Source organism: Haloferula luteola (genome assembly GCF_014201715.1).
Classification (GTDB): domain Bacteria; phylum Verrucomicrobiota; class Verrucomicrobiia; order Verrucomicrobiales; family Akkermansiaceae; genus Haloferula; species Haloferula luteola.
The window spans coordinates 97,315-120,890 of the sequence record NZ_JACHFD010000004.1 but is presented as its reverse complement, the minus strand read 5'-3'; the positions used below and the strand labels follow the sequence as shown (position 1 = coordinate 120,890).

The following is a 23,576-nucleotide window of genomic DNA, read 5'->3' as shown; positions in this document are numbered from 1 at the left end:
CCGGAGTTCCCAATCGGTTCAGGCCAGAGCGGCTTCGTTCACGCCATCGTGAAACAACCCGCCTGTGGCAATCTTGGTGAGCTTCTTGTCGGCCGCACCCTCCTGCTCAAGAGTCTCGTCGAGGAGCTTCACATCCTCGTCGAATCCCAGCACGTCGGCATAACATTTCGCCGTGCCGTAACCGGCAATTTCGTAGTGTTCGACGCGATTGGCGGCAGCAATGAGCACGGCGTCCCTCACCGAACCCGGCAGGGTCTCATTGCCATGCTTCTCGGCCTCTTTCACCAGGCCCTTCATCGCATCGCACGTTTCGCCGGCGGGTTGGATGCCGTGACGAGCACAGATCTTTTCCAAGCGGCTGCGTTGACCACGCGTTTCCTCCAAATGATCGGAAAAGGCGTCCTTGAGATCCGGATGGCTGGCTTGCGCCATCATCTTCGGCAAGGCTTCGATCATCTGCGTTTCCGCACTGTAAAGATCGCGAAGCTGGTCAAAGTAGAGAGATTTCAAATTTTCAATCATGGCTTTATCGAGTTTGGGATGGATGGGACATCAGTCCCACCTCATCCTTGGCATGCGCCGTTCCAACTCGATAAACCCTTGATTTGAGGCGGTTTTCCTTTCTCGAGCTCGGCCCAAGCTGCGCGTTCTGCACCTCCAACAGGGGAATCTGCATGCTCAGCTCAGGGCCGATGAGCGATCAATGCTCATGCTCACAAGTGCAGGCATACTCGGCATGCTCGCATCCAGGACAGTTCGCCAAGTTCAGCTTGAAGCGTTCATACACCGCCTTCTCGTCTGGAGCGCTCTGAATACTCACCACCACCGGCAAGCTCTTGCCCTCTGGAAAAGCCTGGTCGGACACGAGCACTTCGCCTTCCCGGGTAAAGGTCAACTTCGCCGGATGCGCCCGCTCTCCCCCTGTGACCGAGATGATCTGAGTCCCCCAGGCTTGCGCCTTTCCTTCGTCGTCCACGGAGGTGATTTGCACCTTGCCATCGTCCCGGCGGAAAAACTCCACATGGGGCTCAACGACGGTGATCACGCGCCCGCCATTCGGACCCGCAATCTTGGCTTCATGATGATGATGCTCCTCCTCCGCCTGGCTGGAAGGAATGAGGGCGACCGCCGCCATCGCGGCCAGAATGGATGTCATGTGTTTCATATCAATTTCGTTCGTTCTTCAATCAGGCGGCCGCAGCCGCATTGCGTGCGAGAGCTTTTGCCGCAGCACCGCGGCAGAAGCGGAAAAACAAGGCAGGTGTCACTGCGAGACCCAACAGGGTCGAACTCAACAGACCTCCCACGATCACAATTGCTACCGGATTCAGGATCTCCTTCCCCGGCTTGTCTGACGCCAGCACCAAGGGAATCAGTGCCAACCCGGCCGATAGTGCCGTCATCAGGATCGGCACCAGCCGCTCCTCCGTACCCCGAATCACCATCGCCCGGGTGAATCCCTCACCCTCGTGGCGCATCAGATGCAGATAGTGGGAAATCAACATGATGTTGTTTCGCGCCGCGATCCCTGCCACCGCAATGAACCCCACCAGAGTGGCGATGCTGACATTGTCCAGAGTCTGCTGCGTCGAGAGCACCGCACCGATCAACGACACGGGGATGATCGTCAGCACCAACCCCACAAACCGCAAACTACGGAAGTAGGAGTAGAGCAGAAAGATCACCACCAGCAGCACCACCGACGACATGATCAGAATCGTCCGTGAAGCCTCCTTCTGTGCCTGATACTCCCCTTCATACGAAAGGGTATAGCCTTCCGGCAGGGCCACCTTGTTCGTCACTTCCTCTTTGAGGCGATCCACGGCGGATACGAGATCACTGACCGTTGGGTTGATCTGAACCACAAACCGTCGCCGCGAATTCTCGCGCAAGATATTGTTCGGGCCACTGGCCATTCGCAAATCGGCAACCGATCCCAGAGGCACCAACTTGTCATCGAGAGTATCGACATAGAAGTCCTCCAAGCGCTCCGGGTCTTCCCGCCATTCCTGGGGCAGCCGGACGACCAGGTCATAGACTCGAACCCCTTCATAGACTTCCGAGACTTTCTCGCCTGCCATCAAGCTGGCCATCTCTCCGGTCAATGTCCCCGGCGTGACCGCGTAGGCCGCCGCCCGTTCCGGATCCGGCTCGATGCGCAACTGGGAAACCGGTGCCTGCTGTTCGCCGCGGGCTTCCTCCAACCCGGGAATCCCTCGGGCAACTTCGACGATCTCCTCGCCGATCCGCCGTAGCTCATCCAGATCAGGCCCATACACCTTCACCGCCACCTTCGCGGAAACTCCGCTCAGCATGTGACCGATGCGGTCCGCCAAAGGCCCACTCATCGCGCTGAAAGTGCCCGGAATCCCCTTCATCGTGTCTCGAATGTCGGCCACGATCTCCGGGTGCGTACGGCCCGCCGACTCATCGAACTCGACATCGAATTCCACCGTCGAAACCGGCACCACGTGGTCGCCTCTCTCTGCCCGACCAGCTCGATAGCCCGCCGATTTCACTCCCGGAATCCGCAGCAGTCGCTCCTGCGCCACATCCGCCAACTCCGTCGTCATCTTCAGCGAAGTTCCCGGACTGAGAGTCGTCGCCACCAAGGCCGTTGGCTCGCGGAATGCTGGCAGGAAATTCCGCCCCATTTGCGCGTAGGCCGTCCAACTCATCCAGATCAGAGCGCCGGTGATCACCAGCACCAAGATCGGCTGCGACAATGCCAACTTCATCCAGCTCACCCGGAAACCCGTCTTGAGCCACCGCACCACGATGAAGTCCCGATGCTCACGACCCGCCTTCGGGTGAAGCAAAAACGAACTGAGCACCGGAATCACCGTCAACGACACCACGAAGGACGCCGCCATGCTGACAATCGTGGCGATCGCGATCGGGGTGAAAAGCCGTCCCTCCACTCCGCTCAGCGCCATCAATGGCAAGAACACCAGAATGATCAGCACCGTGGCATACAGGATCGATGACCGCACCTCCCCAGAAGCCCTCGCAATCACCTCCAGTTTCGGGAGGGGCTCAGCACGACCGGCATTCTCCCGCAACCTTCGATACACGTTTTCGACGTCCACAATCGCATCGTCGACCACCATCCCCACCGCCACTGCAAGGCCCCCGAGGGTCATCGAGTTCACACTCAGTCCGAGCAGATCGAAAACCAGAATCGTGATTCCTAGAGAGAGCGGAATGGCCGTAAGGGTGATCGCTGTGATCCGGAAATCCAACAGGAACAGGAACAGGATCACCGCCACCATGATCGAACCGTCACGCAGCGCTTCCTTCAGGTTGTCGATCGACAAATGAATGAACTCGGACTGACGATACAAGGGTTGGATCTCCACTCCCTCTGGCAGCGAGGCACGCAATTCGTCGAGGGCCGCTAACACCTCCTTGTCGAGATCGAGCGTATTGAATCCAGGAGATTTTCGCACACTGAGCACCACGCCGCGGCGGGACAGATTGCCTTCGTCGTCCGCCACGCCGCCGGCGACTCCAAAGCCGGCGTCACCGCGCATGGCCTCGACATCCCACGTCACCGTCGCCACATCGCGGAGGTGAATCGGTCGGTCCTGCCGATAGGCCACCACGGTTTCTCCGATGACATCCGGTGCAGTGGTCATCGCCAAATTGCGCACCATGATCTCCTCCGGCCGCTCCGTCAGGAAACCTCCGGTGGTGTTGCCGACCGCTTCCGCCGCCGCTTGCCGAATCTCCTCGTACGTCACTTGCTGGAGCAGCATCCGCTCGGGATCCGGTTGGATCTGCAGCTGCTTCACACCACCGCCCATGGCCAGGACTTCGGCGATGCCCTTGATCGATTGCAATCGCCGCGCCACCACCCAGTCGGCAGTCTCGCGGAGATCGCGCGGCGGAATGCGACCCGTCGTATCCCGCAGTCCCACCAGCATGATGTCACCCATCAGTGAAGTCACTGGGGTCATGTACGGCGTCACTCCTTCCGGCAGGGATTCCCCCACTCCCATCAGACGTTCCTGAACGAATTGCCGGGCCTGATAGATATCGGTGCCCCAATCGAATTCGACGAAAATCAGCGAAAGGCCGATGTCATTGGTCGAGCGGATCCGGTCCACTCCGGTCACTCCCATCAGGGAGTTTTCCAGGGGAATCGTGACCAGCGTCTCGACTTCCTCAGGAGCATAACCCTTGGCCTCAGTGAGCAGGGTAATGGTCGGCTTGGTGAGATCCGGCAGCACGTCGACCGGCATCTCTTGCGTCTTCTTGATGCCGAAGAACAACAGCACCACCGCGACCATCAGCACCAAGCCCCGTTGGGCCAGGGAAAAGCGAATGAGTGCGTTGAGCATCAGTTCTCCTTTCGCTTCGAATTCCACCACAATTGCCCGAACAGCAAGGTGAGCAGCGTCGACACCACCGCATAGCCGATCACCCATGCGGGCGCTCCGCCCGCCTTGTCGGCGTGACCTTCTTCATGATCGTGGTCTTCATGAGCCGCCTTTTGATCCGCGGTCATTTCCGAACCGTCCTCGTTGTGCTGGTGTCCGTGAGCGGCATCAAGGGCCTCTTTCAGCGACATCCCGCTGGAGCCTCCCACGAAACCCAGCGAATAGGATCCCCGCGTCACGACCTCATCCCCAGGGAACACACCCTGCTCGACCTCAACCCAACCCCCGCCCTTTTCGCCTAACACGACGGGAACCCGCTGATACGCATTCGGCAGATCAAAGTCCTTCACGAAGACGACCCGCGAAGCCGGATCTCCTTGGACGGCTTCTTCCGGGATCGCCAACACCCCCGGACGCGTGCTCACCACGATCTCGAACTCCGCACGCATGCCCGGCAACAAACGCCCATCGGCATTCGACACCTGAAACACGCCTTCGACCGATCCGGCATCCCGGTTCGCCTGCACCCCAAAGCGTCGAAGCTCTGCCTCGACCGGCTCTCCTCCCAGTGCCGGAAAGTGGATTCTCGCCCGAGTCCCAGGCGCGATCCCCGCTGCCAGTTGCTCGGGAATTTGCGCCACGACCCACATCTCCGAGCGGTCGGAAATATCCAGGAGATCCTTGTCCGGCTCGACCGGCTGGCCCTTCAGCACATGGGACTCCGTGATCAAGCCGTCGTGGGGTGCCCGCAGCTCGATCGTCGGCGGGGGATTTCCTGGCTGCCGGCTTTCCACCCGCGCCAGCACTTCGCCTTCGCGCACCGTATCGCCAAAGAAGGCATTCACCTCCACCGCACGACCGGGAATGCGTGAGGAAACCGACCACCGATTGCCGGGGATTTCCTCGACCCGACCCACGGCAAACACCGTACTTTCGAAATCGCGTTCTTCGACCACCAGCGTTTCGAGCCGCAGGTTTTTCACCGCTACCTCATCAAGAAGCAGCGTATCCGCAGCCTTGGCCGCAACACACAGACAAATAGTAAAATAGAAAAGTTTCATAAACAGGATTAGAAATCGCCCAGGGCGGTGCGGTAACGCACGCGGGCAAGGTGGAAGTTCTTGAGGGCATCCAGACGGGCGGCAGCGAGCTCGAGCCGCTGCTCGCGGGAACGCAGCACGGTGAGCAAATCTCCCTGCCCTTCCCGCCACGCCTGTTCCGCGAGTTCGGTTTGCTCAGCTGCCTGGGGCAGCAGCGCATCCCCCACCTCACCGGCGAGCTTCGCCCATTCGAGCATCTCATTGCGCGCGGCTTCCGCTTCGAGACGAATCGATTGATCCAGGGCCGTCACTTCACGTCGGCGCCGTTCAGCCCGCGCCTCAGCCGCTTCGATATTGCCCTCGTTGCGATCCCAAAACGGCAGCGGAATCGAAAAGCGGATGCCGACCATCGCTTCTTTTTCCGCCGCTTCCGGGGCATCTACCACCCGTTCTCCCGCAACGAAGAACCCTGCCTGAACATCCCCATATCGCTTCGTTCGCTCAATCGCGGCCTGCTGCTCGGCTTCCAAAACCGCCAAACGCGCCACTTCGAGCGCCGGTCGACCTGTCGGATCGGCGCCCTCCGGCAACTGGAGTGCCGGCAAAGCTCCCGAAACCGTCAAGGCCTCACCCGGCGCCAGACCCAACAGGGGCTTCAAGGTGCCGACCGCTCTCTGCTCTTCGGCGGCCAGGCGTCGGATCTCTGTGGAGAACCGCGCCGTCGCCAAGCGCGCCTGACCCGCATCCAGCACGGAACCTTCGCCTTTCTCTGCAATCTCCGCAGTGAAATCCGCCAGCTCCTGAGCCAGCTCCTCCTGTTTCCGCACCAGATCCTGGCGTCCCCGCAGGGCCAGCACCTCAACCACCGCCGTCCGGGCTTCCCCAATCAACGCGTTGGTCGCTTCCGCCACTTCCCGCTGCGCTGCCTGCACCTCGGTGGCCCCGAGGTCCCGCTCCAGGCGCAACCGGTGGGTCACCGGAAACCGTTGGCTCAGACCCAGCTCCAACCGCCGCTCGGAAAAGCGATCATTGTGCTCCATCTCCACCTCCAGCTCCGGGTTCTCGAGACGTCCCGCTTGGCGGGCATGTCCCAGCGCCTCATCGATCGCACAACTCGCCGCGGCGAGCTGCGGATTGTCGGCACGCACTCGCTGTGCCACCGAATCCAGGGTCACCACCACACCCGGGTTCGACCAGGCGGGAAGGACCAAACTTATCCATAAAATCGTTCTTAGTTTCACAAAATCGAAGACATCTTTCATCTCTCATCTCATCCGCGGCCCATACCTCGGGGCACACGGAAACAAAGACGGCTCCCGACAGGGGGAACCGTGACACGCAAATGGGCGCGTCAGATCAAAGGCGGCGCGTCTTCTTCAAATACCGGCGCATCCGGCAGGCGGTCGTCCGCCAATCCCACACCCAACCACTGCCCGCTCGGCGGGCTCAATCGCACCGCCGCCAGCATTTCGGCGGAAAGATTCAGCGGCGCACACCCACAGCCATGGTGGTGGTGGTGACCCGGGCAACTTGGCGTAGGAGACTCCGTCGGTCCCGAATCCGCCTCCGCAAGGTGGCACGAGCCATCATGCTCATGGGAATCCGAATCCACCGCAGCCGGCGGGGCCTCATGATCCCCACAGCTCAAGCAAGCCTTCGGGTGAAAATGCCCCATCTCCTGCAGCTCCGGCACGGCACGCACCGACAGCCCGGCGAGAACGCCGAGCACCAGCAGCCATGTCAGAAATCCGCGGAGCACGAACCCGCACTAAGGCTTGTTGAGACGCACCCGCAAGGAAAATCCCAATCGCCCCCTGTTGCGGAGCCGCTTGCAAAAGTTCGACAATCCCTCGTTTGCCTGCTAACTCGCGCGCCCCATGATCCAAGAAGCCGTCCAGGAAGTTCGTGTTTTCGCACCCGCCACCGTTGCCAACGTGGCCTGCGGATACGACGTGCTCGGGTTTGCCATCGACTCGCCCGGTGACGAAATTGTCGTCCGCCATTGCTCCAAACCCGGCCTGCACATCACCGCGATCACCGGCGACGAGGGCAAGCTTCCCAAGGCCGCCGAGAAAAACACCGCCGGCGTGGCCGCCCTCGATTTGCTCCGCCACCTGGGCATGACGGATCGCGGCATCGAAATGGAAATCCACAAGAAGATGCCCTTTGGATCCGGGCTCGGCTCTTCCGCCGCATCCGCCGTCGCCGGCGCCTACGCCGTCAATTGCCTGATCGGCCAGCCGCTCACCAAGAAGCAGATTCTCCCCTTCGCCATGGCGGGTGAAGCCTCCGCCGATGGCGCCTGGCACGCGGACAACGTCGCCCCTTGCCTGCTCGGCGGCATCGTTTTCATCCGCAGCAACGAGGAACTCGATATCGCGCAGATCGCTCCGCCGAAAGACCTCTGGGCTGCCGTCGTCCACCCCGACATCGAAGTTCTCACCAAAGTCGCCCGCGAAATCCTGCCCAAGGAAATCCCGCTCCTCAATGCGACCCAGCAAATCGGCAACCTCGGCGGACTCCTCTGCGGCTTGATCCAAGAAGACTACGGACTCATCTCCCGCTCCCTTCACGACGTCATTGCCGAGCCCCGTCGCCAAAAGCTCATCCCCGATTTCTACAAAGCCAAACACGCTGCCATCAACTCCGGCGCCCTTGGCTTCTCGATCTCCGGCGCCGGCCCCTCCGTGTTCGCCCTCTGCGAAGGTGAAGAAAGCGCCCATCGCGTCGCCAAGGCCATCGCTCGGGTCTTCGACGCCGTCCCCCTCGGCAACCAAGCCTACGTCTCCCGCATCAACCCCCACGGCGTGCACGTCGTGGAAGAGAAAGGATCGGCCCCCCGCGCCTGATCTTCGGACGAACCCATCTTCATGCACCACGGCCCGGAGGAGGTCCTTGCCACTCCACCCACACCTCTCAGGATCGTTCGCAAAAATGCTTTGAAATCCGCGCTCATCCGCCCGGACGATTCCGCGACCTCGATCCTTCGCCACGCATCCCGCTTCGGCATTCCCAATCGCCCATCGGCGCCTCTGCCATGCTCTACCACTCCACGAACAACCCCACCCACCGGGTCGACCTCAAGGAAGCCATCCTGCGCTCGCTGCCACCGGACAACGGGCTCTACATGCCCTGCTCATTGCCCACGCTGGGGGAGGACTTCTGGAAAATCTGGCGCGATCTCTCCTTTGAAGAAATCGGCTACGCCGTCGCCGACGCCTTCTTTGGCGAAGATGTCCCGGAAGAAGCCCTGACCGACATCGTCGATGGCACTCTGGAGTTCGACGCCCCGCTCATCACCTTGGCGCCCGGCGATCACATTCTGGAACTCTTCCATGGCCCCACTCTCGCCTTCAAAGATTTCGGCGCCCGCTTCATGGCGCGCCTCATGGCCTGGCTCACCCGCGATGACGACCGCTTGCTTACCGTGCTTGTCGCCACCTCCGGCGATACCGGTGGAGCCGTCGCTTCCGCCTTCCACCAAGTCGAAGGCACCCGCGTCATCATTCTCTATCCCAAGGGCAAAGTCTCCGGGCTCCAGGAAAAACAACTCACCACCCTGGGCGGAAACATCCAAGCCCTCGAGGTCGATGGCACCTTCGACGACTGCCAGCGCCTGGTGAAATCGGCATTCCTCGATCGCGAGCTCTCCGAGCGCCTCAACCTGACCTCCGCCAACTCGATCAACCTGAGCCGGCTGGTTCCTCAAAGCTTTTACTACATCCATAGTGCCCGCCAGCTCCCCGAGGGCGTGAAGCCCGTCTTCGTGGTGCCCAGCGGAAACTTCGGCAATCTCACCGCCGGGTTGCTCGCCCGCCAGCTCGGTCTGCCAGTGGAGCACTTCGTCGCCGCCACCAACATCAACGATGTCGTCCCGGCCTACCTGAAGACCGGGAACTACCAACCCCGCCCCAGCGCTGCCACCATCTCGAATGCCATGGACGTCGGCGCCCCTTCCAACTTCGCCCGCATGGAGGCCCTCTTCGGCAAATCCTGGGAGGCCATGCGCGGACTCATTTCCGGGCTTTCCTATTCCGACCAAGCAACCCGTGCGGCAGTGCGCGAAGTGAAATCGCTTCACGACTACGAAATCGACCCGCATGGCGCGGTCGGCTGGCTGGCCGCCCGCCAATGGCGCTCGCAACATCCCGGCACGGCCACCATCACTCTGGAGACCGCCCATCCGTCCAAGTTCCTCGACGTCATGGAACAGGAGCTCGGCCAGGGTGCCGTGGAAATCCCCGAACGCCTCGCCATCCTCGCCAACCGTGAAAAGGTCGCTACCCCCATTGCGGCCGATGAAGCCGACTTCAAAGCTTGGTTGAACCAACAGGCCTGACCCGGGGCGCAGCGGCCCTCTTATGCTACGGAGCCTTCCCCCCGAAAGGAAGGCTCGCCCCCGCGAAGACCGCCTGAGCAGACTGCCGCTGCTCGGCATCGGGCTGTCGTCCATGTTTTCCCGCTTCCTCCTGTTCCTTGCCTGCGCCCTCGTCGCGCGAGCCCACGTCGTCGAACAATTTCATGCCGAACTCCTCGATGGGGAAATCGAGCTCCTCTTCGACCTGGGCTATGCCGACCCAGCAACCCGCGATGATCCCTTCGAGCCCCAACCCACCCGGGATTGGTTGGTCCAGCGCACGCCCGCGGAACACGCCGAGCTGCAGAGGGAATCCCAAGTCTATCTCCGCCACTACCTCCGGTTGGACGAATCCTCAGAGTTTCGCTTTATCGATTTCGCGACCACTCCACCGGATTTTGAGCGCCTGCTCTCAAATGGCGCCTACTACCGCATCCGGATCCCCGTCCATGACCACCTCCGGATCCAGGCAGGCAATTTCCCCGACTTGGCCGTCCATTTTCCCGATGGGGGCTATCAGACGCTGAAAGCCGGGGACGAACTCGATCTTCAGGATGACTCCTCCGCCCTTCCGCCCGGGCTCCACGCTTTTCGAGAAGGGTTTGTTCACGTCTTGCCCGCGGGGCTCGATCACATCCTGTTCATCCTCGGCATCTTCCTTCTGGAGCGCCGTTGGCGCCCCCTCCTGTGGTCGTCCCTCGCCTTCACCTGCGCCCACACCATCACCTTGGGACTGGGAGCCGCGGGCATCATCGGCCCCTCACCCCGCTGGGTGGAACCGGTCATCGCCCTCAGCATCGCCGCCCTGGCCGTGGAAAACCTGATCTTTCGCCAATTTCGCCCCTGGCGATTGGCCGTGATCTTTGCCTTTGGCCTCGTTCATGGCATGGGTTTCGCCACCGTCTTGGCCGATGGCATTGGCCGGGGTGAAGGATTCCTCGGTCGCCTGCTCTGCGCCAATCTGGGTGTCGAAGCCGCCCAAGTCGTCGTCCTCGGGGCCGCTTGGACCGTCACGCTCGGTTGGGCCGCCACCCCCGCTTACAAGCCGTTCCGGATGACTGCCAATCTCGCGCTGACCACCGTCGCGCTCATCTGGTTCGTCCAGCGTCTGGGCTGAGCCTCAGGATTCTTCAAATTCGACATCCACACCTTTTCGGCTCCATGCCTTGGAGATGTCTTTCTCAAGCTCAGCCCAGGTACGACCGTCCAGCAGCTCGGCATACGCCAATTCGATGTCTCCCTGGGGCCCGATCTCCCGCAATTTCTTCAGATAAGCCTTCAGGCGTGCGGCATTGCCCTCACCATCGAGATGCACGAAGTAGGTCGTCAGCAAAGCCCCCCAGCCGTAGTTCTCGTTGGCGCTTGAGCCAGTAAAATCCGCGTAGTCCATTTCCATGAACTGACGAAGTCCCGGTACCGAGAACTCAGTGCCCATCGCACGCCCCCGGTTCGTCTTCCGGTCGTATCCGGTCATGTTTTCTTCCACCGTCTTGAGCGAGCTCCGCACGGTGAATCGGCCATTGCGATACGGCGTGTTCGCACAGTATTCGGCCAATCCTTCCGTGAACCAACCCCGCGACCCCTCACGGTAATAGACATCGGGAGTGAGCTGGTGGGTCAATTCATGAACCAGAGTTTTGTTACTCTTGTCCCGGTCGCGCATATAACCGCTCCCCACTTTGCGCACTCCCAAGCTCACCAGCGGCACCATCACCACATTCTCCCCGCCCATGAACACACCGGCACTGCTCGGCGGACCTCCCGCCTTCACATAATCTGAAAACTCCTCAAACAAAAGAATCTGGAATTTCCCATTCGTCTGCCGCCCACCCGAAATCGCAATCGGCAACGCACGAGTGAACTGGAGAGTCGATTCGAACATCTCGGCAAAATTGCTCACGACCGACTTCGACAAACGAACATCGCAAATGAACCGATAGTTCGACGACTCATACACCCAACGCTTCTTCTCGTCGTCTTCCTCCGCGACATTCACCTCCGGGTCTTCTTTGAAAACCACGGTGTCCGGCCAAGGTTCATCCCAATTCAGGATCACCTCCGAGGTCGAACCGCCCTTGCTGCCGGTGTCCTCATCATCGTCATCCAAAAACTGCTCGTCGTCGTCACCGCCCCCTTGGCGCGCATATTCGACATCCCGCGGGCTTAGGCGGCTGAACGGCACCGTGACGTTCTTGCCCCCTGGCAATCGCAACACCACTTCCTCATCGTCGCTGGAAACGTAATCCGCCTCGATCTCCCGACCTTGCACATCTGTCCAGACACGGGCGTCCACCTGACCCGTCCAAAGGGCCAGACCTACCACTCCAGGTAAGATTCGTTTCTTCATCTTGGGTTCCAGCAGACAAATCGATTCTTTACTTAAGAAACAGCAAAAAAATGCGGACAGGAAAAACACATCCCGCCCGCATTCCGAGCCAGCCCTTCGAATTCGAGAGCGATTATTTCACTTCGACCACATCATTGAAGCCTCGCAAAGTGACGGCCTGCCCCCCTTGAGCCGGCAGGATGATCTGCAGCCCGCGCTTCTTTCCCGGATTCGGCCACATCGATGCCGCGAACTGCTTCCAGCCCTGCGGCGCCGCCTCGTCCTCATAGAAGGCCCTCATGCCGGAGGCATTGCGATCATTCACCGGAGCTTTAGCAATCAGCGTCTCCTTCTGCGGCGCGCACGGGAAGGGCTTTTGCTCCAGCTCGATCTTCACCTCGAGACTCGATAGATTGATCACCTTGAAGGTTCCCGCCGGAAACCCTTTTGCGGAATCATCGACCAGATGGGCCGCCGCGGGTTCATCTCCATCAGCCGGGGAAAAAAATACGATCCCTCGAGCCAGCTTGGCGGGCAAATCCAGCTCTCCCAGCTTCTTCGTCTCGTCTCCGATGCTCTCGGCCGAGGCCTCGGTCGTGAAAATCACATGGTTCCCCTTCAGCTCCAGAAGTTGCGATTCGTGATTGAGGTAACGCTTCAATTTGACCGCCGTGCCCGAGCCTCCGGCCTCGTGCACATAGACTTCTCCCGACGATGGATATCCTTGGAAGACGGAAAGCGCGCGAATCTGGAAATCGCGTGCTTCGAGCAAACCGCCCCATCCTGACAACAAGGCAGTGGCGCAAAGAATCTGGGTTTTCATAGCAATCCCCAACCTCGTGCGCTCACTCCGGGGTGTCAATCTCCCCCTCCGTCGATCTACGACATCCCCGCTTCAAGACCCCGGAGGATCCGTGGGCCGACTCGGCGGCGCCGTGATCGGACGCGGCAAGCTTCCCGCCGGATCCCCCGCACGCTGCTGGTCCAAAATCGCCGAGGCAATCGCCGCCGCGAGCCGATCGCGGTATGTCGCATCCTGGCACAGCCGCGCCTCACCCGGATGGCTGAGATACCCGCACTCCACCAGCACACAGGGCACCTCGGGATTCCGGGTCAGCCGCAATCTCCGGCGAACCTGCCCGCGGTTCCCGCTCTCCCCGGGAACGACCCGCTCCAGATTCCGCTGCAACCGCGTCGCCAGCCCCCAACTGTCCACTCGCCACCAGTAAAGCTCCGGCCCGCGCATCGCCGACGCACCGCTGTTGTAATGAACGCTCACCAGAATCGCCCCGTCCCGCTGGCTCGCCCGACGGACCCGCTCATCGAGATCCACAAAGGTATCGTCCGACCGCATCAGCACCACTTTCACCTGCCCATCGAGCTTCGCTTTCACCCTCCTCACCGTATCGAGTGCCAAATCCTTCTCCCGCGCGCCGGTATGCCGGGAGACGGCTCCGGAATCCTTGCCTCCATGCCCCGCATCGAGAATCACCGTGGTGAATCCTTTCGGCCCCGGACGGTGGCCCCATTCATCGCGATTCCAACTCACCGTTCCCCCTCCGCCCGTCGGCGCACAGGACCCGAGAACCCAAGCCAAAACTCCCAACAGCAGCACACGAAGCATCACCCCCCCAAGCTGGCAGGCGGCCTGCTATTCGACGAGTGGATTTCTCGGCTGAAATCCAGTGACATTCCCCACCGTCGAACGGAGCCTTTCCACCATGGAACCTCAGGAAAAATTCATGCGCCGCGCCATCGAACTGGCCCGCCAAGGCATGCACTCCGGTGCCGGGGGGCCCTTCGGCGCTGTGATCGTGCGGGATGGCCAGATCGTCGGCGAAGGCTGGAATCAGGTGGTCGCCCTCCACGACCCCACCGCACACGGCGAAGTCACCGCCATCCGCGACGCCTGCTCCCGCCTGGGGGACTTCCGACTCACCGGCTGCGATCTCTACACCACCGGCCAACCGTGCCCGATGTGCCTCGGCGCCATCCACTGGGCACGCATCTCCCGAATCTACTACGGCTTTCGCATCGAAGACGCAGCCACCATCGGTTTCGATGATCGCGAGTTCTTCGAGGAATTCGCCCGCCCCGAAGCGGCACGCAAGATCCCCGCCGCGGACCTGATCCGCGCCGAAGCCCTGCAACTCATCGAAGAATACCGCCACCTCCCCCAACGCACCCCCTACTGAAACCCGCGCAAGCTCGCGGCCTCCGCGCCCCATTCGAGCGATTTTTCGCGGTGCTATCGGCCCCTCACCTGCCCTCCTCCGCCCTCCCACGCTCGAACCGACATCTCCCCCGCACCCGCACTTGGCACTTGAACGCGGGAACCACCCGCCACCACGCTCTGCCCATGGCAGACGCACTGGTCGGCATCATCATGGGCAGCACCTCCGACTGGCCCACCATGGAGCACGCAGCACGCACCCTAGAAGATTTCGGCATCCCCTGGGAGGCGGAAGTCGTCAGCGCGCACCGCACCCCGGACAAACTCTACCGCTATGCCACCGAAGCCCGCGGCCGGGGTCTGAAGTGCATCATCGCCGGAGCCGGAGGCGCCGCTCACCTGCCCGGCATGACCGCCGCCATCACCGACCTTCCCGTCCTCGGCGTGCCCGTCGAGTCCAAGGCCCTCAAAGGCATGGATTCCCTGCTCTCCATCGTCCAAATGCCGGGGGGCATTCCCACCGCCACCTTTGCCATCGGCAAAGCGGGAGCGATCAATGCCGCTCTGTTTGCCACCGCCATGCTCGCCGGCGAGAATCCGGAGTGGCTCGCCCAACTCCAGGACTTCCGCGCCCGCCAGAATGCCACGGTCAAAGCCGCCGCTTTGCCCCCTCTCGCCTGATTCCCCCCTTCCGCTCCATTCACCCACATCTCATGGACGCCTTTCCTCCCGGAACCCTCATCGGCATCATCGGTGGCGGACAGCTCGGCCGCATGTTCTGCATGGCCGCCCGCCGCATGGGCTACCGCACCCTCGTCTGGACCGGAGCCCTGGAAGCTCCCGCCATGGTCGTGGCCGATGAAGCCATCGACCTCCCTTTCGACGACCCCGCAGCCCTCGCGGATTTCACCCGCCGCGTCGCGGTCGCCACCGTCGAATTCGAAAACATCCCCCGCGCCACCCTCGAAGCCGTCGCCGGAGAAATTCCGCTTCACCCCTCGCCCGACGCGCTCGCCATCTGCCAGAATCGCGAACGCGAAAAAACCTTCCTCCGCTCCAACGGCATCCCCTGCGCCGAGTTCGCCGTCGTCAGCAATGCTACCGAACTCGCCGAGGCCCTCACCTGCATCGGCACTCCCGCAGTTCTCAAAACGGCCGATTTCGGATACGACGGCAAAGGTCAGCGCAAAATCGAAGCCGGGGATGATCCCGAGGAAATCTGGGGAGACTTCGATGGCGCACGCGCCGTTCTCGAAGCTTTTGTGCCATTCGAACGGGAGCTCTCCGTCATGGTCGCCTGCGATGGCCAAGGCCACTACGCCTGCTACGACCCGGCAGAGAACCGCCATCGCCACCACATTCTCGACGTCTCCATCGTTCCCGCTCGGGTAGCAGACGAAGTGAAAGAACAAGCCCAGGAAATCGCCCGGGGCGTCGCCGAAGCCCTCGGCTACCGCGGCATCCTCGGCGTCGAATTCTTCATGCTCCCGGACGGCTCACTGCGCGTCAACGAAATGGCACCCCGCCCGCACAACAGCGGCCACCACACCCTGGACGCCTGCGCCACTTCCCAATTCGAACAACAACTGCGTGCCGTTTGCGGATTGCCGCTGGGATCTCCCCGACTGCTTTCTCCCGTCGTCATGCTCAACCTTCTCGGCGACATGTGGCCCGAAGAAACCGTGGCTCCGGATTGGACCCCGCTGTTTGCCGATGGCGAAGCCTACCTCCACCTCTATGGCAAACACCATGCCCGGGGCCGCCGGAAAATGGGCCACGCCAACCTCATCGGCAGCGATATCGATGACTGCCTCAGCCGCGCCGAGGCCCTCAAAGGCGGCTGGCTGGGCAAAGCCTGATCGTCCACCCTCTCCATTTCGCACGGGAACCCCTGCGAACTCAGAGCGCGGAGCGCAAACCGGGCCGGACCTGGCCCTTCCGCCCCTCCCTCCATCAAAAAAAGCCGACCCTCACGGGACGGCTTTTTTGAAATCGCTTTCTCAACGAGGCTTCAGAACGGGATATCGTCCCCTTCGTCGTCGTAATCGCTGTCCGGTCCGGCCGAACCGCCCTGGGGCGGATTTGCATAGCCGCCTCCCGCAGGGCGCGCGCTTGGAGAAGGCGAACCGCCTCCACCATTCGGCACACCGCCGCCTCGGGCATCCGGCAAAAACTGGACCGTTTCTCCCACGACCTTCAGCTTGCTGCGCTTCTGGCCGCTTTGTTTGTCCTCCCACGTATCCAACTGCAGGCGGCCTTCCACGAAGACGCCGCGGCCCTTCGTCAGATACTTCTGGGAATTCTCCGCAGTGTTGCCCCACACCGTGACGTCCACGAAAGTCGTCTCGTCCGTCCAATTCCCGGCACCATCGGAAACCCGACGATTCACCGCGATGGAAAGATCAGCCACGGCGGTTCCCTTCGGCGTATAACGAAGCTCGGGATCGCGGGTCAAATTGCCCAATAGAAGGACTTTATTCAGATTCGCCATGACAGTCCGCAGCATGGGTGGCCCGTTGGCCACCCGTCAAGGAGTCGCTACCGAAGACCGATCCGCCTCAGCGGACCTGGTAGTGCTGCAACTCAACCTGGGGGTTGAGCTTCAGGCGGGTCTGAATCGCCGCCACCGCACTCGGCTCAGCGGAGAAGAAATAGTTCACGTAGTGACCGCTCTCCGCGTGCTTCTGCGGGTAGGCAAACGGGCGACGGCCGAGCGGCTTCACTTCATCAAGCTTGGCGCCTTCGGCTTCGATTTCCTTGCCAACGGTTTGGACCAACTCATCGAGGCTGCTGTCGATGCCCTTGGTGTTCAAAATGATCAGGCCTTCGTATTTCCGGCTCATGGTCGTGTATTCTAGGATCAGGGAGGTGGTGAATTCAGGCGATTCGCGGCGACCGCGAACCCTTGGGAACGCGCAAGCTGAACGCCCGCCACCGCGCTTGCAAGCGTGTTTTCAAGCACCTCCCGCTCGTCTTCGCTGAACTTTCCCAGCACATGTCCCACCAGCTCCCCGGGCCCCGCTCCCCCGATTCCCACCTTCAGGCGCGGAAATCCCTCCGTCCCGAAATGCTCGATCATCGAGCGAATTCCATTGTGCCCACCCGCACTGCCCTTCTCCCGCAGCCGCAGCCTCCCCAACGGCAGGGCCGCATCATCAAACACCACCAGCACCTCTTCCGGTGCCCAGTGATGAAAAGCCGCAATCTGCCGCACACTTCGGCCGCTCAGATTCATGAATGTCTGCGGCTTCACCAACAGACCGCCTCCCGGCAGCTTGGCCACATGAGCCTGCCACTTCGGCTTCGACTCAAAACTCACCCCCGCTTGTTCGGCGAGACGATCCAAAACCATGAATCCCACATTGTGGCGGGTGTTTTCATACTGCCGACCCGGATTGCCGAGCCCGACAATGAGCGGGTATGCTGACACGCGCGGCATTCCAAGCCACCGACGCCAACTGACAAGCGCGAAGTGACCCGCACCCTCCTCCTCGCCACCCCCTTTCCGCGCTCCCTCCCGGGGCACCCCCAGAAAAACAACGACCCGTTCCCCCATGAGGCGGAACGGGCCGAAAAATCCGTCGATCTCGAAACTCCGAGACCTTCGCGAGGCATCAGGCAGTGGCACCTTCTTCGCTGACAGCGCCAGCGGACTTGCCCACGTGGGCAATCACCACCTCACCCGCGTAAGCCGGGCTCACCCCATCAGGGAATTTCACATCTGCGATGTGGAGCGACTCGCCTTCGCCCAAGGCGCTCACATCGAACTCAAGCAGCTCGGGGAGGTGAGTGGCGGCGCAGTGAATATCGAGCGTGTGGAGCATTTGCTCCAGCAGACCGCCAGCCTTCACACCGGCAGGCTCGCCCACCAGGTGAACCGGAACGTGAGCGGTGATCTGGGTCTTCTCGTCAACCGAGAGGAAGTCCACGTGCAGCGGCTCGCCACTCAAGGGCTCGTGCTGGATCGTTTGCAAGAAAGCCAGGCGGGAGCCTTCGCCCGCCACTTCGAGGTTGATCAGCAGGTTCTCCGACTCGCTTTCACGAAGGAGTTCGCCAAAGGCCTTGGCGTCGACCTTGAGGTTGGTGGGAGTGGTGCCCTTGCCGTAAATCACGGAAGGCAACCAGCCCTCGCGACGCATTTGCTTGAGGAGACCGGAACCGGTCCGGGCGCGGAGCTCGGCCTTCAGAGAGTGCTTTTTAGCCATGACAGAAACAGAGGTTTGGTTGTTGGGATGCACCACCGGTTTCCAACCGGCGGGGCGCGCGAAATAGCGGTGCAAGCCCGAAATGTCAAAAATTTGTTGCAGCCCGGCCTTTTCCCCCATTTCCCCGGCTTCGATCCGCGGCCCTCCGGCTCTCCGCTTGCAGATCGATCCCCCCCCTGCGAAATCCCCAGTTCCCGCGTCCATTGCGCATCGTTTCAACCGCGGCGGATGAAGCTCGACTTGGCGCGCAAACTGCCTCTGATTCCCTTCATCTCCCTGACAATTCCGTCGCAGGGAGTTGCGGGTATTTCAGGTCCCAGAGTTTACCGTTGATCTGAAGAAAGATCCTTCAATGCTGCCCGCCCGATTTCTCCGAACCGAGACCTCTTCGATTCTTTCAGGATGCGCCCTTTCACTGCCCAATCCCTTCTTGTCGGTCTGGCCCTAAGTGGCCTCGCCACCCTCAAGGCCGCCACCCCGGTGGAACTCAGCTTTTCCAACCTGGAACAGTCCTACACCGGGTCGACCCTGCTTCCCGCCATCGCCAGCAATCCTTCCGGACTTCAGGTCGGCCTCACCATCACGCCGCGCAGCGGATCCCAACTGGTGTTCCGGACCGCCCCGGAAATGCTCCCCCTCCACTACACCAGCGCCAGCCTCGCCTCCCTCGGCGACAAAGCCATGGGAGACATCATCACCCTGGCTTCCGGAAACCGCAAACTTGAGTCCGTCGAAGCCGTCCTGGTCAACTGGTCGAAAGCCTCGAATTGGCCCACCTTCTCTCCCCAGACCTCGGAGGGATACTACCACCCAATTTCCATCATCGTTTACAACCGCAACAACGATGGCAGCCTCAGCTTGGCCGCCCAGCAAACTCGCAACGTCCTCGTCCCGTGGCGCCCGGAAACTCTCGACGACGGCTACCCTTACCCCTACGGCGGAAAGGCCTTCAAAGTCCGATTCAACTTTGATGGTGACATCACCCTTTCGAATAACCTCGCGGTGATGGTCGCCTACAACACCCAAAACAGCGGCTTCACCCCCACCGGCGTCGCCGGCCCCTACAACACCCTCAACGTCGCCCTGGCGCCCTCCGCCCCCACCACCGGCACGGATTTCAGCACCTCCACCATGCTTCGCTACACCACCAGTGTGGCCTCCACCACCGGCTACGGGACCCAAGCCCCCCTATTCACCGTCCGCACCTTCAATGGCTCCCCCGCCACCGGCAATCCAGTCAATGCCGGCGTCTACCGCATGGTCGCCAACGTCACCTCCGCAGGCTACGAAGGCACCGCCACCGCCGACTTCACCATCACCCCCCTCACCGCCAGCCTCACTCTCGGCGGCCTGAAACAGGTGGTCGACGGCAGCGCCAAGCCGATCACCGTCACCACCAACCCCACCGGAATTCCCTCCACGGTCCTCTACTCGGGTGTCACCACCGCCCCCTCGGCGAAGGGAAAATACCCGGTCGTCGTCGAAGCCTCCGGCAGCAACCGCTACGGCCGCAAGAGCGCCATGCTCAAACTCGGCGATGACTTCGCTTCCTGGATGGCACCCATCGCTACCACCCACGGCCTGGGCGGGGCGGAAACCGGCACCGCGGACGATCCCGATGCCGATGGCCTCCCCAACCTTCTCGAATTCGCCCTCGGCCTCGATCCCGTCACCGGCAATGGCGCGCCGGAAATCCAGGCTCCCGGGCCCTCCAGTGACACCACCTGGACCTTCGCTTACGATCGCGACCCCCTCGCCCTCCACACTCAGTATCAGGTGCTCACCTCCACCACCCTCAGCGGCGCATGGTCCGTCCTCACCGGCACCGAGACCACCACCGGCAGCACCGGAGCCCTCGATCACATCCAGTTTCGTTTCGCCCGCCCAGCGGATTCGGCGAGACGTTTCTATCGTCTTCAGGTAACGGAGTCGGCCAACCCGTGACCTGGCATTCGTGAGGGAAGAGAGCGATCATTACCAAGAGCCCCGATCATCCTTTGGCGTCTTTGCGGCCTTCGCCGCCCTCGCCTTCATCGGCACCCTGATTCCATCCGCCCCCTGGGGGATGCAGCTATCGCTCTTCACCGGAGCGATCGGACTGATGGCCTGCCTCTCCCCGGGACGGCGGCTTTCCGTCCGCTTCCTCATCCCCATCCTCCTCTGCGTCCTCGCGGCCTTCGCCTGCTTCCTGCCGGCCGCCTGGTTGCCCACTCCGGCATGGCGCACCCAGCTCGAAGCCGCCGGACTCGATACCGGCCCCCTCGGGGTCGTCCAATGGCAGCATTCCCTCGAGCAATACGCGCCCCTGCTCCTCGTGCTTTTCGCGGCCGTCTGGTTCGCCGGCCACCGGGTCGACGGCGGTCATCTCCGATTTCTCGCCCTCGGCGTGCCCATCGCCGTGGTCGTCTTCATCCTCCTCTACCTCATCCTCTCCCGCACCGGCCAGCTGCCCGAGAGCATCAGCCGCAAGTCCCATTTCGGCTTCTTCCCCAATCGCAACCACGCCTCCACCCTGCTCTCCATGGGCGCCCTCACCGCCTTGGGATCCGCCCTTCAGGCCCTGCGCGACAAGAAAACCGGACGTTGTCTTCTCTCGGTCAGCCTCGCGCTCTTCATCCTTTGGACCCAATTCAGCCACTCCGTCAGTCGCAGCGGCATTCTCCTTTCCGTGATCGGGCCCTGCCTATGGGCCGGCCTGCTCGGCTGGAAATACTTCGGTCGCAACGAACGTCGCGTCATCGGCCTCCTGCTCCTTCTCGCCATCGGCACCTTCGCCTTGACCGAATCCCGGGTGAAAAGCCGGCTCGATGCCACCGCCGAAAAAGTCGCCGAACTCTCCGAGAATTCGGAAAATGAAGAAAGCACCTCTTCGGCCCCCATCGACTTTCGGGTGCCGATCATGCAGGACACTTTCACCATGATCTCCGCCGCGCCCCTCACCGGAGTCGGCGCCGGTCAGTTTCGCTACGTCTTCCCCCAATTTCGTGAGAAATCCGTCTTGGGATGGTACCGCGTTGTCCTCCATCCGGAAAGCAACTGGCTGGAATGGGCGGCCGAATGCGGGGTACCAGCCACTCTCGGCATCGCGATCCTGCTTGGCATCGCCTACTTCCAGGCCGCCCGCCGGATCCGCCAAAATCGGGATCGCGCCTTGAGAGCCGCCTGCCTCGCCGCATCGGCACTCCTCCCCCTCCATGGTCTGGTCGATGTCCCCGCTCATGTTTTGGGCCTCTGCTTCGTCTCCATCTTGCTCTTCGCTCTTTCGCAAGCCCCCCGATCTCGAAAAGAAGCCCCCCTTCCCCGTTCGTGGGGGTTCCGCCCGGTAGGGGTGCTGCTGCTTCCTGCTTCCCTGGCACTCACCGGACTCCTTCCCGGTATCCCCAAACCGCTCACCGTCCGCGCACCTCTCGCCTATCGCCAAACCCTGCAGGACCTCGGCGTTCAAGGCTTCCCCCCGAAAACCTACTCCTCCATCAGCGCCCTGCTCGAGGAACGCCAAGCCTTGGCCAGCCGCAGCCAGTCCTATACTCAAGCTCTCCCTCTAGACCCTCGATGGCATCACCTTTACGCCCTTTGCTTGCTCTCTTTCGAGAACCAATGGGGCACGGCCGATCGACAGTTCTCCTACGAGCGACTCCTCTTCCCAACTATGATTCAGCCGGTTTTTCACCAAGCCGATGCCTGGATCCCCTACGATACCCATCGTAGCCTTACGCTTTGGTCCGAGGCGGTCGACCGAGCCCATGCCATCGACAGCAAATCCGTCGCAAGAAGCCCTCGCCTTGCGCGAACCCTCGCGATCTTTGCCATTCGCAAGCACCGTCTCAGGCACCCAGAGCTTCGGGCCGAAATTGATAGGCTCATTCAATTTCTACGTTGATTAACCTCATACCGATCTGGAAGGCGATCGGATCGAACGGCAGATGATTCAATTACGAAAATCGTCGCTTGCGCGTTTTCCTTTAAGCTCCAGAAAGAGCGCTTCAACCTCTCATATGAAACATATCATCCATTGATATTCATCAAGAAAAAAGCGCTTCAATGACAACCTCTATTGAGAGGCTTTTATTCAGCAATCCCGTTCAATCTTATTCTTTCTGAAATCAATTCTTCGAGCTTTCTATACCCTGAAACTGAAGGATGAATTTCATCCCGATAGCATGATTCATTCCATCCATCGATTCCCGCCAACTCAAACACCTTTGCGTTATTCGGAAGAAACCTCTTTGAAACTGAAACAAACTTTTCGTAATTACTTCTTTCACCCAGTTCGCTTCTATTTGGATAAAACACCACCAGCGTAGGCTTGTCAATCTTCTCAATTCTACGCCCCCACCGCTCGGCGACCTCAGGCAAAATCGGCTTATCCGATGTCAGCTGCTTCAAAGGAGACTTCTTCTTTGGGAAAATCCGAGGATAAACATATCTCTTGTATGCATACCAACTCCTCCACATCGGCATACTTCGCGGATGTGTAAGCTCCGATTCCCATTGAGTTGCCGTGTATAAATCGCCAGAATTAACGATCCAAATGAGTGCATCCACTTCACCCAGAATATCGGGGTTTCGGTCCATCCATATCTGAGGATTCTCCACGCTCCAACTACCCGCACTGATTGGCCAGATCTTCCAAGAAGGGAAGTCGCCTTGAAGCAAATCGCCAAGCTTTTCACTCTGGTCAATTGGGTTCCCCCCCCACACGATCGAATCACCCACCAATAAGAGATCTTTCTCTCCATTCGGAAACCATTCCTGAGAGCAACTCATGTTTCGAGAATTTACATGCCATTCAGCTTTATTCGAAAACTTTCCATCTTGGTCACCTTTTGGGATATAACCGATTTCTTTATCAGTGTCATAAATGACCGTGCTGGTAATCCCGCTTGCGCGCACAGCAACCTCAACAAGAAAAGCACCGCCAATTCCAAGAACACATGAAACGAATGCTGCAACTTTGATTCCTCTCCAATTTTTCACAGAGTATATTCCCTTCTATAGTATTCCTTATGACCGAAACTTTGAAAATTCATTTCGTTGGGCATATTTTTATATCATCAACCCTGCTTAATCTACAAAAACCTCAACCACTTAGG

The 23,576-nt window shown here is 60.7% G+C and carries 22 protein-coding genes; 8 read left to right on the top strand and 14 right to left on the bottom strand.

Translation table 11 applies throughout. The features are described from left to right. Positions 1-18 precede the first annotated feature (18 nt). The 6 genes from HNR46_RS05295 to HNR46_RS05270 form a co-directional block, all read right to left on the bottom strand. Positions 19-522 (bottom strand): YciE/YciF ferroxidase family protein, encoded by a 504-nt coding sequence (locus tag HNR46_RS05295; protein WP_184016522.1) that lies wholly within the window; start codon positions 520-522, stop codon positions 19-21. Between the two features lie 178 nt (positions 523-700). Then, positions 701-1,156 carry a hypothetical protein gene (locus HNR46_RS05290; protein WP_184016520.1) on the bottom strand — a complete coding sequence of 152 codons (456 nt, stop codon included), beginning with the start codon at positions 1,154-1,156 and terminating at the stop codon, positions 701-703. Positions 1,157-1,187: 31 nt separating this feature from the next. Then, a complete protein-coding gene (locus HNR46_RS05285) occupies positions 1,188-4,343 on the bottom strand; it encodes an efflux RND transporter permease subunit (RefSeq protein ID WP_184016518.1) in 3,156 nt (1,051 codons plus the stop codon). Next, entirely contained in the window at positions 4,343-5,443 is a 1,101-nt protein-coding gene (locus HNR46_RS05280; RefSeq protein WP_184016516.1) for an efflux RND transporter periplasmic adaptor subunit, read from the bottom strand. Before HNR46_RS05280 ends, HNR46_RS05285 begins: the two co-directional genes overlap by 1 nt. Positions 5,444-5,451: 8 nt before the next feature. Next, entirely contained in the window at positions 5,452-6,684 is a 1,233-nt protein-coding gene (locus tag HNR46_RS05275) for a TolC family protein (RefSeq protein ID WP_184016514.1), read from the bottom strand. Positions 6,685-6,773: 89 nt separating this feature from the next. Then, positions 6,774-7,181, bottom strand: coding sequence for a hypothetical protein (locus HNR46_RS05270; protein WP_184016512.1), 408 nt, complete (start codon positions 7,179-7,181; stop codon positions 6,774-6,776). A 118-nt stretch (positions 7,182-7,299) separates the two neighbouring features. Here HNR46_RS05270 and HNR46_RS05265 point away from each other — a divergent pair, with 118 nt between their 5' ends. The 3 genes from HNR46_RS05265 (at position 7,300) to HNR46_RS05255 (ending at position 10,896) form a co-directional block, all read left to right on the top strand. Then, positions 7,300-8,271: a homoserine kinase gene (locus HNR46_RS05265; protein ID WP_184016510.1), complete on the top strand. Its 972-nt coding sequence runs from the start codon at positions 7,300-7,302 to the stop codon at positions 8,269-8,271. A gap of 188 nt (positions 8,272-8,459) precedes the next feature. Next, positions 8,460-9,761, top strand: coding sequence for a threonine synthase (thrC, locus tag HNR46_RS05260; protein ID WP_184016508.1), 1,302 nt, complete (start codon positions 8,460-8,462; stop codon positions 9,759-9,761). A gap of 112 nt (positions 9,762-9,873) precedes the next feature. After that, on the top strand, positions 9,874-10,896 hold the full coding sequence (locus HNR46_RS05255; RefSeq protein ID WP_184016506.1) for a HupE/UreJ family protein: 1,023 nt from the start codon (positions 9,874-9,876) through the stop codon (positions 10,894-10,896). Between the two features lie 3 nt (positions 10,897-10,899). Here the strand turns inward: HNR46_RS05255 and HNR46_RS05250 are convergent, their stop codons facing one another. From HNR46_RS05250 to HNR46_RS05240, 3 genes are all read right to left on the bottom strand, one after another. Next, positions 10,900-12,126 (bottom strand): SHD1 domain-containing protein, encoded by a 1,227-nt coding sequence (locus tag HNR46_RS05250; RefSeq protein WP_184016504.1) that lies wholly within the window; start codon positions 12,124-12,126, stop codon positions 10,900-10,902. A gap of 112 nt (positions 12,127-12,238) precedes the next feature. Beyond that, positions 12,239-12,928, bottom strand: a complete 690-nt coding sequence (locus HNR46_RS05245; RefSeq protein WP_184016502.1) for a hypothetical protein — start codon at positions 12,926-12,928, stop codon at positions 12,239-12,241. A 72-nt stretch (positions 12,929-13,000) separates the two neighbouring features. Continuing rightward, positions 13,001-13,729 (bottom strand): N-acetylmuramoyl-L-alanine amidase family protein, encoded by a 729-nt coding sequence (locus HNR46_RS05240; protein WP_246417952.1) that lies wholly within the window; start codon positions 13,727-13,729, stop codon positions 13,001-13,003. A gap of 97 nt (positions 13,730-13,826) precedes the next feature. On the opposite strand from HNR46_RS05240, the gene HNR46_RS05235 reads away from it, so the two are divergent. From HNR46_RS05235 to HNR46_RS05225, 3 genes are all read left to right on the top strand, one after another. Further along, entirely contained in the window at positions 13,827-14,300 is a 474-nt protein-coding gene (locus HNR46_RS05235; RefSeq protein ID WP_184016498.1) for a nucleoside deaminase, read from the top strand. A gap of 164 nt (positions 14,301-14,464) precedes the next feature. Beyond that, positions 14,465-14,959 (top strand): 5-(carboxyamino)imidazole ribonucleotide mutase, encoded by a 495-nt coding sequence (gene purE / locus HNR46_RS05230; RefSeq protein ID WP_184016497.1) that lies wholly within the window; start codon positions 14,465-14,467, stop codon positions 14,957-14,959. A gap of 32 nt (positions 14,960-14,991) precedes the next feature. Continuing rightward, a complete protein-coding gene (locus tag HNR46_RS05225; RefSeq protein ID WP_184016495.1) occupies positions 14,992-16,137 on the top strand; it encodes a 5-(carboxyamino)imidazole ribonucleotide synthase in 1,146 nt (381 codons plus the stop codon). A 152-nt stretch (positions 16,138-16,289) separates the two neighbouring features. Here the strand turns inward: HNR46_RS05225 and HNR46_RS05220 are convergent, their stop codons facing one another. The 4 genes from HNR46_RS05220 to HNR46_RS05205 form a co-directional block, all read right to left on the bottom strand. Next, positions 16,290-16,784 carry a single-stranded DNA-binding protein gene (locus HNR46_RS05220; protein ID WP_246417944.1) on the bottom strand — a complete coding sequence of 165 codons (495 nt, stop codon included), beginning with the start codon at positions 16,782-16,784 and terminating at the stop codon, positions 16,290-16,292. 52 nt (positions 16,785-16,836) lie between these two features. Then, positions 16,837-17,121, bottom strand: a complete 285-nt coding sequence (gene rpsF / locus HNR46_RS05215) for a 30S ribosomal protein S6 (protein WP_184016493.1) — start codon at positions 17,119-17,121, stop codon at positions 16,837-16,839. 17 nt (positions 17,122-17,138) lie between these two features. Further along, the gene (gene pth, locus HNR46_RS05210) at positions 17,139-17,708 is read right to left on the bottom strand and encodes an aminoacyl-tRNA hydrolase (RefSeq protein ID WP_343076016.1); all 570 of its coding nucleotides are present in this window, start codon (positions 17,706-17,708) and stop codon (positions 17,139-17,141) included. Between the two features lie 184 nt (positions 17,709-17,892). Further along, positions 17,893-18,483 carry a 50S ribosomal protein L25 gene (locus HNR46_RS05205; RefSeq protein WP_184016489.1) on the bottom strand — a complete coding sequence of 197 codons (591 nt, stop codon included), beginning with the start codon at positions 18,481-18,483 and terminating at the stop codon, positions 17,893-17,895. 402 nt (positions 18,484-18,885) lie between these two features. Between HNR46_RS05205 and HNR46_RS05200 the strand changes: the two genes are divergently transcribed. Next, positions 18,886-20,427: an MBG domain-containing protein gene (locus tag HNR46_RS05200; RefSeq protein WP_184016487.1), complete on the top strand. Its 1,542-nt coding sequence runs from the start codon at positions 18,886-18,888 to the stop codon at positions 20,425-20,427. 10 nt (positions 20,428-20,437) lie between these two features. Further along, complete coding sequence (locus HNR46_RS05195) at positions 20,438-22,363, top strand: O-antigen ligase family protein (protein WP_184016485.1); 1,926 nt, start codon at positions 20,438-20,440, stop codon at positions 22,361-22,363. Between the two features lie 185 nt (positions 22,364-22,548). On the opposite strand, the gene HNR46_RS05190 is transcribed toward HNR46_RS05195, so the two are convergent. Further along, positions 22,549-23,460 carry a hypothetical protein gene (locus HNR46_RS05190; RefSeq protein WP_184016483.1) on the bottom strand — a complete coding sequence of 304 codons (912 nt, stop codon included), beginning with the start codon at positions 23,458-23,460 and terminating at the stop codon, positions 22,549-22,551. Between the last annotated feature and the right edge of the window lie 116 nt (positions 23,461-23,576).

What these genes read in the sequence shown, in the direction of transcription:
- HNR46_RS05235 (WP_184016498.1), top strand. Translation starts at nt 13,827, where the DNA reads ATGGAACCTCAGGAAAAATTCATGCGCCGCGCCATCGAACTGGCCCGC.
- HNR46_RS05280 (WP_184016516.1), bottom strand. Translation starts at nt 5,443, where the DNA reads ATGAAACTTTTCTATTTTACTATTTGTCTGTGTGTTGCGGCCAAGGCT.
- HNR46_RS05295 (WP_184016522.1), bottom strand. Translation starts at nt 522, where the DNA reads ATGATTGAAAATTTGAAATCTCTCTACTTTGACCAGCTTCGCGATCTT.
- HNR46_RS05220 (WP_246417944.1), bottom strand. Translation starts at nt 16,784, where the DNA reads ATGCTGCGGACTGTCATGGCGAATCTGAATAAAGTCCTTCTATTGGGC.
- purE (WP_184016497.1), top strand. Translation starts at nt 14,465, where the DNA reads ATGGCAGACGCACTGGTCGGCATCATCATGGGCAGCACCTCCGACTGG.
- HNR46_RS05245 (WP_184016502.1), bottom strand. Translation starts at nt 12,928, where the DNA reads ATGAAAACCCAGATTCTTTGCGCCACTGCCTTGTTGTCAGGATGGGGC.
- HNR46_RS05290 (WP_184016520.1), bottom strand. Translation starts at nt 1,156, where the DNA reads ATGACATCCATTCTGGCCGCGATGGCGGCGGTCGCCCTCATTCCTTCC.
- rpsF (WP_184016493.1), bottom strand. Translation starts at nt 17,121, where the DNA reads ATGAGCCGGAAATACGAAGGCCTGATCATTTTGAACACCAAGGGCATC.
- HNR46_RS05275 (WP_184016514.1), bottom strand. Translation starts at nt 6,684, where the DNA reads ATGAAAGATGTCTTCGATTTTGTGAAACTAAGAACGATTTTATGGATA.
- HNR46_RS05240 (WP_246417952.1), bottom strand. Translation starts at nt 13,729, where the DNA reads ATGCTTCGTGTGCTGCTGTTGGGAGTTTTGGCTTGGGTTCTCGGGTCC.
- HNR46_RS05200 (WP_184016487.1), top strand. Translation starts at nt 18,886, where the DNA reads ATGCGCCCTTTCACTGCCCAATCCCTTCTTGTCGGTCTGGCCCTAAGT.
- HNR46_RS05285 (WP_184016518.1), bottom strand. Translation starts at nt 4,343, where the DNA reads ATGCTCAACGCACTCATTCGCTTTTCCCTGGCCCAACGGGGCTTGGTG.
- HNR46_RS05205 (WP_184016489.1), bottom strand. Translation starts at nt 18,483, where the DNA reads ATGGCTAAAAAGCACTCTCTGAAGGCCGAGCTCCGCGCCCGGACCGGT.
- HNR46_RS05255 (WP_184016506.1), top strand. Translation starts at nt 9,874, where the DNA reads ATGTTTTCCCGCTTCCTCCTGTTCCTTGCCTGCGCCCTCGTCGCGCGA.
- HNR46_RS05225 (WP_184016495.1), top strand. Translation starts at nt 14,992, where the DNA reads ATGGACGCCTTTCCTCCCGGAACCCTCATCGGCATCATCGGTGGCGGA.
- HNR46_RS05265 (WP_184016510.1), top strand. Translation starts at nt 7,300, where the DNA reads ATGATCCAAGAAGCCGTCCAGGAAGTTCGTGTTTTCGCACCCGCCACC.
- thrC (WP_184016508.1), top strand. Translation starts at nt 8,460, where the DNA reads ATGCTCTACCACTCCACGAACAACCCCACCCACCGGGTCGACCTCAAG.
- HNR46_RS05250 (WP_184016504.1), bottom strand. Translation starts at nt 12,126, where the DNA reads ATGAAGAAACGAATCTTACCTGGAGTGGTAGGTCTGGCCCTTTGGACG.